Source organism: Pseudomonas sp. RGB (assembly GCF_007713445.1).
Lineage (GTDB): Bacteria > Pseudomonadota > Gammaproteobacteria > Pseudomonadales > Pseudomonadaceae > Aquipseudomonas.
This window is the reverse complement of record NZ_VMSH01000002.1, coordinates 588344-602748: the sequence shown is the minus strand read 5'-3', so window position 1 is coordinate 602748 and position 14405 is coordinate 588344. Positions and strand designations below refer to the sequence as shown.

General features: G+C 62.7%; 8 protein-coding genes. 7 read left to right on the top strand and 1 reads right to left on the bottom strand.

Annotated elements, in window-relative coordinates:
* The 3 genes from FPT15_RS06480 to argR all read left to right on the top strand — a co-directional run bounded on the left by FPT15_RS06480 (nt 1) and on the right by argR (nt 3131).
* Nucleotides 1–1113, top strand: a complete 1113-nt coding sequence (locus tag FPT15_RS06480; protein ID WP_145159379.1) for a succinylglutamate desuccinylase/aspartoacylase family protein — start codon at nt 1–3, stop codon at nt 1111–1113.
* Between the two features lie 27 nt (nt 1114–1140).
* Nucleotides 1141–1905 carry an ABC transporter ATP-binding protein gene (locus FPT15_RS06475; protein WP_003214336.1) on the top strand — a complete coding sequence of 255 codons (765 nt, stop codon included), beginning with the start codon at nt 1141–1143 and terminating at the stop codon, nt 1903–1905.
* 245 nt (nt 1906–2150) lie between these two features.
* Nucleotides 2151–3131: a transcriptional regulator ArgR gene (gene argR / locus FPT15_RS06470; protein WP_106576113.1), complete on the top strand. Its 981-nt coding sequence runs from the start codon at nt 2151–2153 to the stop codon at nt 3129–3131.
* A gap of 6 nt (nt 3132–3137) precedes the next feature.
* On the opposite strand, the gene FPT15_RS06465 is transcribed toward argR, so the two are convergent.
* Nucleotides 3138–9062 carry a dermonecrotic toxin domain-containing protein gene (locus tag FPT15_RS06465; RefSeq protein WP_145159377.1) on the bottom strand — a complete coding sequence of 1975 codons (5925 nt, stop codon included), beginning with the start codon at nt 9060–9062 and terminating at the stop codon, nt 3138–3140.
* A gap of 286 nt (nt 9063–9348) precedes the next feature.
* Here FPT15_RS06465 and FPT15_RS06460 point away from each other — a divergent pair, with 286 nt between their 5' ends.
* From FPT15_RS06460 to astD, 4 genes are all read left to right on the top strand, one after another.
* A complete protein-coding gene (locus FPT15_RS06460) occupies nt 9349–10569 on the top strand; it encodes an aspartate aminotransferase family protein (RefSeq protein WP_145159375.1) in 1221 nt (406 codons plus the stop codon).
* Between the two features lie 201 nt (nt 10570–10770).
* Complete coding sequence (aruF, locus tag FPT15_RS06455) at nt 10771–11790, top strand: arginine/ornithine succinyltransferase subunit alpha (RefSeq protein WP_106576116.1); 1020 nt, start codon at nt 10771–10773, stop codon at nt 11788–11790.
* Between the two features lie 51 nt (nt 11791–11841).
* Nucleotides 11842–12867 (top strand): arginine N-succinyltransferase, encoded by a 1026-nt coding sequence (gene astA, locus FPT15_RS06450; RefSeq protein ID WP_106576117.1) that lies wholly within the window; start codon nt 11842–11844, stop codon nt 12865–12867.
* Nucleotides 12864–14333, top strand: a complete 1470-nt coding sequence (gene astD / locus FPT15_RS06445) for a succinylglutamate-semialdehyde dehydrogenase (RefSeq protein ID WP_178119665.1) — start codon at nt 12864–12866, stop codon at nt 14331–14333. Before astA ends, astD begins: the two co-directional genes overlap by 4 nt.
* Nucleotides 14334–14405: the final 72 nt, after the last annotated feature.

Here is a 14405-nt window from a genome sequence, read left to right as displayed (position 1 = left end):
ATGGAACGTATCGATCACCTGTTGCCCTGGGGCCACCTGGGCTGCGAGCGCCAGCTGAGCGTGTTTCGTTTCGGCAGCGGCGAGCGCAAGGCCTACCTCCAGGCCAGCCTGCACGCCGACGAATTGCCCGGCATGCGCGCGGCCTGGGAACTGAAAAAGCGCCTCACCGAACTGGAACAGCAAGGTGCGCTCAATGGCGTGATCGAGCTGGTGCCAGTGGCCAACCCGATGGGCCTGGGTCAGCTGTTGCAAGGCAGCCACCAGGGGCGTTTCGAAGTCGGCAGCGGCAAGAACTTCAACCGTGATTTCGTCGAGTTGAGCGAGCCGGTCGCCGCGTTGCTCCAAGGCAAGCTGAGCGATGACCCGCACGCCAATGTGCGCATGATCCGTCAGGCGATGAGCGATGCGCTTAGCGCGTTGCCCGAGCCAAGCAGCCAGCTGCAAGGCATGCAGCGCGTTTTGCTCAGCCACGCCTGCACCGCCGATATCGTCCTCGACCTGCATTGCGATGCCGAAGCCGCGCTGCATATGTACGCGCTGCCGCAACACTGGCCGCAATGGCGTTCGCTGTCGGCGCACTTGAATGTGAAAGTCGGCCTGCTGGCGGAAGACTCCGGCGGCAGCTCGTTCGATGAAGCCTGTTCGCTGCCGTGGTTGCGCCTGTCCCGGGCGTTCCCCGAGGCGCAGATTCCGCTGGCGTGCCTGGCGACGACGCTGGAGCTGGGCGGCCAGGCCGACACCGGCCGCGACGAAGCGATCTTCCACGCCGAAGGCATCCTCGCGTTCCTGGCCGAACAAGGCCTGATCAAGGGCGAATGGCCCGCGCCGCAGCATGAGCCGTGCGAAGGCCTGCCATTCGAGGGGACCGAGCTGTTGTTCGCGCCCCATGCCGGCGTAATCAGTTACCTGCGTAAAGCCGGTGACTGGGTGGAGACCGGCGAGCCGATTTTTGAAGTGATTGATCCCTTGACCGACCGCGTCAGCATTGTGTGTGCGGGCACGTCCGGGGTGTTGTTTGCCGTTGAACGGCTGCGTTATGCCCAAGCGGGTTTCTGGCTGGCCAAGGTGGCGGGGCGCGAAGCGCTGCGTCACGGGCGCTTGCTCAACGACTGACCACCTGTTTTTGTGAGAACCGACCGCATGTACAAACTTGAAGTCCAAGACCTGCATAAACGCTATGGCAGTCATGAAGTGCTCAAAGGTGTGTCCCTGGCCGCCGCGGCCGGTGATGTGATCAGCATCATCGGTTCCAGTGGTTCAGGCAAAAGTACCTTTTTGCGCTGCATCAACCTGCTCGAGCAACCTCACGCCGGCAAGATTCTGCTCAATAACGAAGAGCTGAAACTGGTTGCCAACAAGGACGGCGCCATGAAGGCTGCCGACCCGAAGCAACTGCAACGCATGCGTTCGCGCCTGTCGATGGTGTTTCAGCATTTCAACCTGTGGTCGCACATGACCGCGCTTGAAAACGTGATGGAAGCCCCGGTGCACGTGCTGGGCATGTCGAAAAAAGACGCGCGTGAAAAAGCCGAGCATTACCTGGCCAAAGTCGGCGTGGGCCATCGTAAGGATGCGTTCCCAGGCCACATGTCCGGCGGCGAACAGCAGCGTGTGGCAATTGCCCGCGCCCTGGCGATGGAGCCTGAGGTGATGCTGTTCGACGAACCGACCTCGGCCCTCGACCCGGAACTGGTCGGCGAAGTACTCAAGGTCATGCAGGACCTGGCCCAGGAAGGCCGCACCATGGTGGTGGTGACCCACGAAATGGGCTTTGCCCGTGAAGTGTCGAACCAGCTGGTGTTCTTGCACAAAGGCATCGTTGAAGAGCGTGGCAACCCGCGTGAAGTGCTGGTGAACCCGCAGTCTGAGCGGTTGCAGCAGTTCCTGTCGGGCAGCCTGAAATAATCAAGACTGCTTTGTGCACCGAGTTAGTGCATGCTTCACAGTCTTGAGATCGGCTCAATCTCCCTGTGGGAGCGGGCTTGCTCGCGAAAGCGGTGGATCAGTCAGCAGATGAGTAGCTGGCCCACCGCATTCGCGAGCAAGCCCGCTCCCACATTAGATCTCCACATGTTTTGAGATTTGTGTTGGTTTCCGGGCTAGCATTGGCCCTTGTCTTCATTACCGTTCTTCGTTTCGGATAGCACTCCATGACCGCCCACAAAATTGGTTTCCTGATTTGGCCCAGCACAAAAGCCCTGACGCTTGCGCTGGCTGAGGAGGCCTTGCGCGTTGCTCAGCGGGTGCATCCGGACGTGGTCTACGAGTTGTCGTTCCTGCTCGCCGAGCCTGCCACCGAAGGCGCCTGGCAATTGCCGGGTGAGCCGTGGGCCGGCAAGCTCGAGGGTTTCCAGAAACTCTTCCTGCTGGCGGACGAGCCGCCGACCGTCATCGCCTCGCAACTGAGCGCGGCGCTCAAGCAGCTTGTGCGGGCGGGTTGCGTGATCGGTGGCTTGTCGGCGGGTGTGTATCCGCTGGCGCAACTGGGTCTGCTCGATGGCTACCGCGCCGCCGTGCATTGGCGCTGGCAGGACGATTTTGCCGAGCGTTTCCCCAAGGTCATCGCCACCAGCCATCTGTTCGATTGGGACCGTGATCGCCTGACCGCCTGCGGCGGCATGTCGGTACTCGACCTGTTGCTGGCCGTGCTGGCCCGTGACCATGGCGCCGAACTGGCCGGCGCCGTCTCCGAAGAACTGGTGGTCGAACGCATTCGCGAAGGCGGCGAGCGCCAGCGCATTCCATTGCAGAACCGCCTGGGCTCCAGCCATCCGAAGTTGACCCAGGCCGTGTTGCTGATGGAAGCCAACATCGAAGAGCCGCTGACCACCGACGAAATCGCCCAGCACGTATGCGTGTCGCGACGACAGCTTGAACGCATCTTCAAGCAATACCTCAATCGCGTTCCCAGCCAGTACTACCTGGAATTGCGCCTGAACAAGGCGCGCCAGATGCTCATGCAAACCAGCAAGTCGATCATCCAGATCGGCCTGTCGTGCGGCTTCTCCTCGGGCCCGCACTTCTCCAGCGCCTACCGCAACTTCTTCGGCGCTACCCCGCGTGAAGACCGCAACCAACGCCGCAGCAGCAGCCCGTTCGAGTTGTCGTCGGTGCCGTCCGAGCGCGGCTGACCTCTGTTATTCCTCCATCGGTTCAGGTGTAGACGGTGGTGTCAGGGGCGCGCCCTGGGCGTTCAGGCCGGCTGCATCCACCTGCAGATCATTGCCCGTCTGGCGAAAATACTGCCGAAGGTGGTCCAGGCTGCCCTCCGACAGCGGGTTGCCGCTGAGGTCGGACTCGTCGTCCCACGGCTGGCGCATGCTTAGAATGTCGTCCGGGACCTGGGTGAGCAGGTTGTCGCTCAGGTCCACGGTGCGCAAATAAGGGCGGTCAAACAGCCCGAACGGTACCTCGCTGAGCCCGCAGTTTTGCAGGTAGAGGCATTCCAGCCTGGGCATATTGTCCAGCTCAGGCGCCCCGCCCAGCGGGTTGTCACTCAAGTCCAGGTACTCCAGGTTACGCAAGTCTCGCAACTTGGCGCGGGCCCGCGGGCTGAGGCGAAGGCGACTTTGCGTCAACGTCAGGCTGGTCAGCCTTGGCAGGTTGAAGATCAGGTCGGGAATATCGCCCAGGGCGTATTGATCCAGCGCCAGCGTGCTCAGGTTAGGGAATGCACGCACCAGGCCTTCAACGTTGGTGGTGGTGCCTTCGCCGATGAGCTCCAGATGCGAAACATGTTCGAACCGTGCGCTCAAGGTGGGCAGCTCGCCAAAGATCGACGTATGGCACGTCAGCTTATGGGTCACTCCATACCCGCCATTGAAATCGTCGATTTCGCTCTCGCGGCGCCAGCCTTCCTCCAGCGTTGTCTTGATGGCAAGGCGCTGGATTTGCTCCTCGGCTGCTGTCTGTTCGTCCAGTGCCACATCAAGGATGGGATGCCGTTCGGGTACGGTCAGTGCCCAGAGGGTGAGGTCTGCACTGAGGCGCTCGTATTCGCTTTCCAGACGACGGATGGCGCCGTCAATCGCATCCAGATCGCCGGGCAGGCTGAAGATAAACACATTCACCTCCGCAGTGGTGAACGTCGGATACAGGGCTGCGATACGGGCTTTATAGGCGCCGGGCGCATCGACCTGGAGATGCTCGCCGCGGGTTTGGCAATAGCGCTTGAGCCGTTCCAGGGTCGCTCGTGACAGCGGGTTGGCAGATAAATCAAACGCGCTGGTAACTGGGGCCGGCCTTTGCAGCAGCGGTTCTGGGATCTGCGTGATCAGGTTGTGGCTCAGGTCTACGAGGTTGCGTTCGCGGGGCGTGAGCAGGCTCGGCGGAATCTCTGTGAGGCCGGTGTTGCGCAGTCCCAGGCTGTCCAGTGATGTCATCGAAGCAAAGTCCGGGAGTTGCCCCAGAGGGTTATCGCTCAGGTTCAGCCGTTCCAGGTTGCTCTTTGCCTCCAGGGCCTGGACGGTTTTTGCTGACAGTCGCAGGTTGCAGCGTTCGAGGCTGAGGGTCGTGAGCTGTGGCAGTTGGAAAACCGGCTCGGGAATATCCTCCAGCACATAGTCTTCAATGATCAGGTGCTGCACGTCCGAAAAGCTCGCCAGCCAGTTTCCCACGTCCAACGGCTGAGCATCGCCACGGAGCCTGAGGGTCGACACGTGAGTGAACCGGCTGCTGAGTGTCGGCAATTTGCCGCTTATGGGGGCAGAGATGTCCAGCGCGTAGGTGGGATAAATGTCGTTGCTGTGGTCGTCCTGCTTCAGTTGCCGACGCCATCCGGCGAGCAGCGCCTGTTTGAACGCCTCGCGCTGGTAGGGGGCGGTTTCGCCGAGGCCGGGGCTGTTCACCCAGGCGTCCAGCTCGTGGTTCAGCTGCTTGTAGTCAAGGTCCCGCCGCGCCAGTTCGATCTTGCCCATTTCCAGGTTGCCCGGCAGGCCGAAAATCAGGCGGTTGATTTCGTCACTGCTCAAGGTTGGGTAAAGCATCTTCGCGCTGGCAATGTCCACCGGGGCCGCATTGGCCTCCCAATAACTGCCGGTGCGCTGGAAGTAGGTTTTGACCTGCTCAAGGGTCTGGCCAGACAGCGGGTTGCCGGAAAAGTCGAACGAATGACTGGTTGTCACGGGAAGCTCGAAAAGTGCGTCGGGCAATTCAGCAATGCGGTTGTCCCGAAACAGCGCGGTCTCCAGCTGGGGGCGCTGCAAAATCCCGGCAGGCAATTGCGTGATACCGGTGTTGCTCAAATCGAGAAAGTGCAGGCCAGGCATGTTCTCGACACTGGGTATGAGCCCCAGCGGGTTGTTGAAGAGGTCGAGGGTTTTGAGCCGGGTCATGTTTTCAAGCGCGGTGCGGGTCTGGGCAGTCAAGGTGATGTTGCAATCGCTGAGGACCAGTTCATTGAGGCTGGGTATCGCGGGGACGCCATCGGGCAGTCTGTCGAGGTTGACGTTGCGCACGGTCAGGCGGCGCAGGAACGGAAACATCGACAGGAACGTGTCGATCTCCAGTGGCCCTTGCTCGCCCTCCAGCGACAGGCTGGAGATATGACCGAAACGCCCGGGCAGCACGGGAGGATTGCCGGCAATCGGCCAGTTCAAGTGCAGTTGATAGCCATTGGGGGCGGGCGGCTCGTAGTACGCATCGAGCGGGGTTTCCAGGCGCCAGGCCCGGCGCAGTTCATCGGCCCAGGCCGTGCGGTTGCGCCTGGCATAGGCGAGTTCCTGACGACTGATGCGCACCTCGGCGTCAGCGCTCAGGCGCGGCGTGGCAGTGATCCAGGCCTGCAAGTCGCGCTCAAGTTGCTGGTATTCGTTGCGCAGCGTACTCAGCGCCGTCGTGACCCCGCCGGGCGCTTGTTCCAGGCTGCGCACAATGTTGTCGATATGTGTGCGTGGCAACGCCGGGAACAGTTGTCGGGCGTGTTCATGCGCGGTCAGCGCGTGCTGCGCGCCGGGCATGGTCGTCGGCCGATAGCCCGGCATACCACCGCGCAGGCGCATGGTGTTTGGGTCGTAGGCGGGTTTGCCGACGGGGGCGTCCGCGAGCAACTCGCGCAGGTGCCAGTGGTGCAGGGCATGACGAGCAAGTGCCTGGCGCAGGGCCGGGCCCTGGCCGATATGAATGCCCAACGCAGCGCGCGCCGGGTCGGGCAGCGCCTGGAGCAGGGCGGTGTAGAAGTCGGTTTCGCCAAACAGCGGGCCGCTGCTGTCGGTGGGCACGTAGTCGCCGTTGGCGGTGTAAACCAGCGTGCGCTGAACGCTGGCGCGTTCATCACCGATCACATCGCGCAACGGGCCATCAGCGGTGTCGTTTCTGACACTAATGCGCAGTCCCGCGGGCCAGTTCGGCACATCGGGCAGGGAGTGCAGGGCCAGGCGGTCAGTGTCCTGGTTGTCGATGCTGTCCAGGTACAGCCCTTCGTAGGCACGGCAGGCGCGTATTTCTCGCTGGGCTTCGTGCGCCAACTCGATCAGGCGCCGTGGTACCCGGCCTTGATCGAGGGCGCGCAGCTCCTCAGGGCGGGCGATGGCGCGCAGGGCTTCAGCGGCGCTCACCGGCAAGCCCGGCGACGCGTCGACAAGCGCGCTCAGCTGCGCATCGTCGGTACGCTGCAGGGCGCGATACGCCGACTCGAACAGCGCCCAGCGTTTTTCCCGTGCCAGGTGGGCAAGTTTTTTCCTGAGAACACGCGTACGTGCTTGTAGCGAGGTTGTGGGATCGCCGAACGCTTCCCCAAGCAACGTCCTTCTCTGCGGTTCGTCCAGCGCTTCGATAAGGGTCTGGAGCAGGTCGCCATTGTTCAGTTGGTGCTCATGAATCTGGGTGACGCTGGCGTCTGGCGCGCCCGGGATTTCCCAGTGCGTGCGTCCCTGGCTGTCGATCAGGCGCAGGGTTCTGGTGGTGGGCCACAGCCCGTAGTTGGTCAAGAGCAGCAGTTGGGTCTGGGCATCGGCCAACTCCTGGACACGCGGGTCATCACTGTTCATTTGGTCGATGAAGGTTTGCAGGTCCTGGTCGATTTTGAAGCGCTCGAGGGTGTCGGCCAGCAGCGGTGGCAGGGGTTCGCGGGTCATGTAGAGTTTGCGCAGCGCCGCGTCTTCGACACCGCTGACGTGGCGAATCTGTGCCAGTTGCAGGTCGCTGAAGCTTTGCGCCTGATGGCCCAGACGGCGCATCAACTGGGCGCTGTCCCAACTCAGCGGCCGGTCCAGCTCACTCACCCAGGCGCCTTGGCCATTGCTGTATGCCGTTGGGCGGTAGGCACTGGTGCGGGTGGGATGCTTGAAGTAATGCGTCTGGGTGCTGGGGTCGAGCCCCAGCGCGTAATGCGCGCCGGACAGGGGCAGGATGTCTTGCTCGCCATGCGTGTGCAGGCCGAGCGGGTTGGCGCGCGAGCCTTCGGGCAGCGTCACCGCGTGGGCGTAAGGCGCAAGGTCTGGTTGCCACAGCCGGGACTGGCCATCGGGCAAGGTGACGGGTTTGAGGCGGTCGAAAAACTGCCAGAGTTCCGCGGGCAAGTGCTGGCGCAACAACCCTTCGGCAAGCGGCGGGCCGAGGGCGAACATGCCCAGTTGGACCATCTGCTCCAGCACTGACATCAGGTGCCCGAACGCCTGGATCTTGAGGCCTTCGGCCCAGTCGACGATGCCCTCGAACGTGTCATCCAGCAGCTGATACGCGGTGTAACCCAGCATCAGTAAACCCACCGGCGGTACAAACGGCGCGGCGACCAGCGCGGCAATCTGCAGCAGGGCCGAGCCGATTTTTTCGAACAGGCTCCAGCGCTCCCAGCGGGTTTTCTGGTCGGCGCTGGCGGTGGACACGGCTTGATCGCGCGCGTCATTGAACAGCTTGCTCACTGTGGTCTGGTAAAGGTGTTCGAGCACCGAGCCGCTGATCGGTGTGACGGCAAACTGCAGCTCAGGCTTGTCCACCGGCGTATCCCGCCAGGCAGGGCGCGGGTCGCCGCGGGTGTGCGCATGCCAGGCGACGCGGGACAGGCGCTGGCCGAGGTCGGCGAAAAAATGCCCGCGCTCGTCGTGGTTCACGAAACGGCTGAAGAATTGCTGGTACGCAGGCTGGCGCAGGTCGGCGGTCAGGGCCTGCATGAACTGCACGCTGGAGGGGTACTCCTTGAGCGGGTGTTGCGGGTCGTGCGGAATATAGGCAATGACGGGCACCACGTGATTGGCCCGCTCAAGGTTCGCGGAGGTAAACAGCACAATGCCTGTCAGCGGGCTGGACAGGATGCTCAGGGCGTGACAGCGCAGTGCGTTGCAGTCCGCCGGGTTGCTCAGCAATTGTTGCAGGCGCTGCGAGCTGGCTTGCGACAGGTTGCCCTGCAGGCGCGCCATGTGCAGGTCGAGTCTCAGGTTGGCGACCTGGCTGGCGTCGAAGCGGTGTTGCAGGTAGGCAGCGGCGACGGGGTTGTTGAGGTCCAGGAAGTGCTCGAGGTAGGCGCTGTATTGGCCGCCAAGGTCCAGTTCGCGACACAGGCGTGTAAAGGCCGGCACGCTGATACGGGTGTCTATGTCGGGCAGGGTTTCGAAATGCCCGGTGGCGGTGGGCCGGGTGATAAAGCCGGACGGTGGCTCGTAGGCGTCGACAGTGGTTTCGCCAGCTTCAAAGTTATGCAGGGCGGCGTCCAGCAGCGACACGGTCCTGATCCGCGCTGCGCCGGAGCGCACCGGGAACCAGGGGATGGTTGCCGGTACAGATAGGCGCAGGTAGGTGCTGCGCACATCGCGCTCCACACCGAAACGCTGCTTGAGCGCCTGTTGCAGCACGGGCGCGGCGAAGTCGGCGGGTGACTTGAGTGCGTCCATGGTCTTGTCGAGCCGGTTCTGGCTGATCCAGGCCTCACGGATCAGACCTTTGAGCACCGCGTCCTGCTCGGCTGAGGGCTGGGCGTACCACGCCGGGGCGCTGGTTTTAAGGGCGTTGCGACGCGCGGCCGACGCGTCGCCCAGCCAGGCGGGGATCGCGTTTTTGAGCGTTTCATGATGAACGTCGCGCGCCGGGATCAGCCGGTCGAAGGCGGGCACGCTGGGTTGCTGGCTCATTGCAAAGCTTCCTGAGGATAAAATGATGCCCTCAGCAGAACAGTTCGCCGTCGCCGATCCGTGTTAGATAATTAAGCGCGAGCCGTAAATCGGTGCCGCTGGGCGAGCCCACGGTTTAAACTGCGCCATTGCGATGCTATTTGTCGCATTGGCGTAAACCCGCTGAAAACGCGGGTTGGCGCTATAAGAAGTTGTCGCTTGGCGGCAAGGCCGCACTGAAAACTGTCCTTACAATCCCTGCATCGCCCGCCAGTTCCAGGCAGGCGTTCCTCTTCAGGAGACTCCGATGTCCGTTGAGCAAGCCCCGGTGCAACGTGCCGATTTCGACCAGGTCATGGTTCCCAACTACGCACCTGCCGCATTTATCCCTGTGCGTGGCGCGGGTTCGCGCGTCTGGGACCAGGCCGGTCGCGAGCTGATCGACTTTGCCGGCGGCATCGCGGTTAACGTATTGGGCCACGCCCACCCGGCGCTGGTCGGTGCACTGACCGAACAAGCCAACAAGCTGTGGCACGTTTCCAACGTCTTCACCAATGAGCCGGCCCTGCGCCTGGCGCATAAGCTGATCGACGCCACCTTTGCCGAGCGCGTGTTCTTCTGCAACTCCGGCGCCGAAGCCAACGAGGCCGCGTTCAAGCTGGCCCGCCGTGTGGCGTTCGACCGTTTCGGTACCGAGAAGTACGAGATCATCGCCGCGCTGAACAGCTTCCACGGCCGTACCCTGTTCACCGTCAACGTCGGTGGCCAGTCGAAGTACTCCGACGGCTTCGGGCCTAAAATCACCGGCATCACCCACGTGCCTTACAACGACCTGGAAGCGCTGAAAGCTGCCGTGTCGGACAAGACCTGCGCCGTGGTGCTCGAACCGGTCCAGGGCGAAGGCGGCGTCTTGCCGGCTGAGCTGGCGTACCTGCAAGGCGCCCGCGAGCTGTGCGATGCGAACAACGCGCTGCTGGTGTTCGACGAAGTGCAAACCGGCATGGGCCGCAGCGGCCACCTGTTCGCCTACCAGCATTACGGCGTGACGCCGGACATCCTCACCAGCGCCAAGAGCCTGGGCGGCGGTTTCCCGATTGCAGCCATGCTCACCCGTGAAGACCTGGCCAAGCACCTGGTGGTCGGCACCCACGGCACCACGTACGGCGGCAACCCGCTGGCGTGCGCGGTGGCGGAAGCGGTCATCGACGTGATCAACACCCCGCAAGTGCTGGCTGGCGTGAATGCCAAGCACGAGCTGTTCAAGGCGCGCCTGCAACAGATCGGCGAGAAATACGGCATCTTCACCGAAGTGCGCGGCATGGGCCTGCTGATTGGTTGCGTGCTCAGCGACGCGTTCAAGGGCAAGGCCAAGGACGTGTTCAACGCGGCCGAAAAAGAAAACCTGATGATCCTGCAAGCCGGCCCCGACGTGGTGCGTTTCGCCCCGAGCCTGGTGGTGGAAGATGCGGACATCCAGGAAGGTCTGGACCGTTTTGAACGCGCCGTGAAGACGCTGACGCAAGCCTGATAGCGACACATTTTGCTGGCTGGACTGGGTCAAAAATGTGGGAGGGGGCTTGCCCCCGATAGCGGTGGATCAGTCACTGGATTTATCAACTGACAGACTGCTATCGGGGGCAAGCCCCCTCCCACATTGGATCTGGGTGAACTCAGATCCCGTGTCCGGCATTTTTTCCTCTATGAGTTTTTCGAGTTAAGGAGTGACACCATGCTGGTGATGCGCCCCGCGCAAATGGCTGATCTGGGCGAGGTACAGCGTCTGGCTGCGGACAGCCCGATTGGTGTCACCTCCTTGCCGGATGATGTGGAACGCCTGAGCGACAAGATCGCCGCCAGCGAAGCGTCCTTCGCGGCCGAGGTCAGTTTCAATGGCGAAGAAAGCTATTTCTTCGTGCTTGAAGACACCGAGACCGGCGAGCTGGCCGGCTGTTCGGCCATCGTCGCGTCGGCCGGTTACTCGGAGCCGTTCTACAGCTTCCGTAACGAAACCTTCGTGCACGCGTCCCGCGAGCTGAAGATCCACAACAAGATCCACGTGCTTTCCCAGTGCCACGACCTGACCGGCAACAGCCTGCTCACCAGTTTCTACGTGAAGCCTGCGTTGGTCGGTTCGCCGTGGTCGGAACTCAATTCCCGTGGCCGCCTGTTGTTCGTCGCCAGCCACCCCGAGCGCTTTGCCGACTCGGTGGTGACCGAGATTGTCGGCTACAGCGACGAGAACGGTGATTCGCCGTTCTGGGACGCCATTGGCCGCAACTTCTTCGACCTCAACTACGCCGCCGCCGAGCGCCTGTGCGGGCTCAAAAGCCGCACCTTCCTCGCCGAGCTGATGCCGCATTACCCGATCTACGTGCCGCTGCTGCCCGACGAAGCCCAGGAAGCCATGGGCCAGGTGCACCCGCGTGCGCAGATCACCTTCGACATCCTGATGCGGGAAGGCTTCGAGACCGATCATTACATCGACATCTTCGACGGTGGCCCGACGCTGCACGCGCGGGTTTCGGGCATTCGCTCGATTGCCCAGAGCCGCGTGGTGCCGGTGAAGATCGGCGAAATGGTCAAGGGGGCCGGCCGCCAGTACCTGGTGAGCAACGCGCAGTTGCAGGATTACCGTGCGGTGATGCTGGAGCTGGACTACGCGCCCGGCAAACCGGTGACCCTGGACCTGGCCGCGGCCGAAGCCCTGGGTGTCGGCGAAGGTGCCAGCGTGCGCCTGGTCGCTGTTTAAAGCAGAGTTTTGCGGGTGGCCTGGAGCAGGCGGCCCGTCTGAGGAGATAGCATGATCGTTCGTCCCGTACGCAGCAGCGATTTACCGGCCCTGATTGATCTGGCGCGCAGCACCGGCACCGGCCTTACCACCTTGCCGGCCAACGAAGAGCGCCTGACCCACAGGGTTGGCTGGGCGGAAAAAACCTTTCGCGGCGAAGCCGGGCGCGGCGATGCCGACTACCTGTTTGTGCTGGAAAACGACGAAGGCCGCGTGGTGGGTATTTCCGCCATTGCCGGCGCCGTCGGCCTGCGTGAGCCGTGGTACAACTTCCGGGTCGGCCTGACCGTCAGCGCCTCCCAGGAGCTGAACATCTACCGCGAGATTCCGACGCTGTTTTTGGCCAACGACCTCACTGGCAACTCCGAATTGTGCTCATTGTTCCTGCACGCTGATTACCGCAACGGCCTCAATGGTCGCATGCTGGCCAAGGCGCGCATGCTGTTTATCGCTGAATTCCCGCAGCTGTTTGGCAACAAGATCATTGCCGAGATGCGCGGCGTGTCCAACGAGGCCGGGCGCTCGCCGTTCTGGGAAAGCCTGGGCCGGCACTTTTTCAAGATGGAATTCAGCCAGGCCGACTACCTGACCGGCGTGGGCAACAAGGCGTTTATCGCCGAGCTGATGCCCAAGTTTCCGCTGTACAGCTGCTTCCTCTCCGAAGACGCGCGCAATGTCATCGGCAAGGTTCACCCGGACACCGAACCGGCGCTGAGCATGCTCAAGAGCGAAGGCTTCAGCTACCAGGGCTATGTCGATATCTTCGACGCCGGCCCGGCGGTGGAGTGTGAAACCAGCAAAATCCGTGCGGTGCGCGACAGCCAGTCACTGGTGTTGGCCATCGGCACCCCAGGGGACGACGCCACGCCGTTCCTGATTCATAACCGCAAGCGCGAGGAGTGCCGCATCACGGCCGCTCCGGCCCGTCTGGCGGCAGGCACGCTGGTGGTCGATCCACAGACCGCCAAACGCCTGCAGCTGGTGGTGGGTGATCAAGTGCGCGCTGTTGCGTTGTCTGCTGCTCGGGAGTCGAAATAATGAATTCGCTGTATATCGCAGGTAGCTGGCTGGCGGGCCAGGGTGAACTGTTCGAGTCGCGCAACCCGGTGACCCAGCAGGTACTGTGGACTGGCAATGGCGCCAGCGTCGAACAGGTCGAATCCGCCGTGCAGGCCGCGCGCCAGGCGTTTCCAGGCTGGGCCCGGCGCCCGCTGGAAGAACGCATCAGCGTGCTGGAAACCTTTGCCGCCACGCTGAAAAGCCGCGCCGATGAAATCGCCCGTTGCATCGGCGAAGAAACCGGCAAACCGCTGTGGGAATCGGCCACCGAAGTCACCAGCATGGCTAACAAGATTGCCATCTCGGTGCAAAGTTACCGTGAACGCACTGGCGAGAAGAGCGGCCCGCTGGGCGACGCCACGGCCGTGTTGCGCCACAAGCCGCACGGCGTGGTGGCGGTGTTCGGCCCTTACAATTTCCCTGGCCACTTGCCGAACGGGCACATTGTCCCGGCGTTGCTGGCGGGCAATACCGTGCTGTTCAAACCGAGCGAGCTGACCCCCAAAGTCGCCGAGCTGACCGTGCAATGCTGGATCGACGCCGGCTTGCCGGCGGGCGTGTTGAACCTGCTGCAAGGCGCGCGGGAAACCGGTATCGCGTTGGCGGCCAACCCCGGTATCGACGGGTTGTTCTTCACCGGCTCCAGCCGCACCGGCAATCACCTGCACGAACAGTTTTCCGGGCGCCCGGACAAGATCCTCGCGCTGGAAATGGGCGGCAACAACCCGCTGGTGGTCGACGAAGTGGCCGACGTGGATGCGGCGGTCTACACCATTATTCAGTCGGCGTTTATCTCGGCCGGTCAGCGTTGCACCTGCGCGCGTCGCTTGCTGGTGCCTGAAGGTGCCTGGGGCGATGCGCTGCTGGCGCGCCTGGTGGCGGTCAGCGCGACGATTGAAGTGGGTGCGTTTGATCAGCAGCCAGCGCCGTTCATGGGCTCGGTGATTTCCCTCGGCGCGGCCAAAGCCCTGATGGACGCCCAGGAGTTGATGCTGGCCAATGGCGCCGTGGCGCTGTTGGAAATGACTCAGCCGCAGGATCAGGCCGCGTTGCTGACGCCTGGCATTATCGACGTGACCGGCGTGAACGAGCGCGAAGATGAAGAGCTGTTCGGCCCGCTGCTGCAGGTGATTCGCTACGCTGATTTTGCCGCGGCGATCACTGAGGCCAACAACACCCAGTACGGTTTGGCCGCGGGCTTGTTGTCGGACTCCGAGTCACGCTACCAACAGTTCTGGCTGGAAAGCCGCGCCGGCATCGTCAACTGGAACAAGCAGTTGACCGGCGCTGCCAGCACCGCGCCGTTCGGTGGGGTAGGGGCGTCGGGCAACCATCGCGCCAGCGCCTATTACGCGGCGGATTATTGCGCGTACCCGGTGGCGTCGCTGGAAACGCCGAGCCTGGTGGTCCCGGCGACGTTGACCCCAGGTATTACGCTGATCTAAAGGTGGGAGCGGGCTTGTGGGGGAGCTGGCTTGCCTGCGATGCGGGCAACTCGGTCCTTTAGTCAAACCGCG

What these genes read in the sequence shown, in the direction of transcription:
- FPT15_RS06480 (WP_145159379.1), top strand. Translation starts at nt 1, where the DNA reads ATGGAACGTATCGATCACCTGTTGCCCTGGGGCCACCTGGGCTGCGAG.
- FPT15_RS06475 (WP_003214336.1), top strand. Translation starts at nt 1,141, where the DNA reads ATGTACAAACTTGAAGTCCAAGACCTGCATAAACGCTATGGCAGTCAT.
- argR (WP_106576113.1), top strand. Translation starts at nt 2,151, where the DNA reads ATGACCGCCCACAAAATTGGTTTCCTGATTTGGCCCAGCACAAAAGCC.
- FPT15_RS06465 (WP_145159377.1), bottom strand. Translation starts at nt 9,062, where the DNA reads ATGAGCCAGCAACCCAGCGTGCCCGCCTTCGACCGGCTGATCCCGGCG.
- FPT15_RS06460 (WP_145159375.1), top strand. Translation starts at nt 9,349, where the DNA reads ATGTCCGTTGAGCAAGCCCCGGTGCAACGTGCCGATTTCGACCAGGTC.
- aruF (WP_106576116.1), top strand. Translation starts at nt 10,771, where the DNA reads ATGCTGGTGATGCGCCCCGCGCAAATGGCTGATCTGGGCGAGGTACAG.
- astA (WP_106576117.1), top strand. Translation starts at nt 11,842, where the DNA reads ATGATCGTTCGTCCCGTACGCAGCAGCGATTTACCGGCCCTGATTGAT.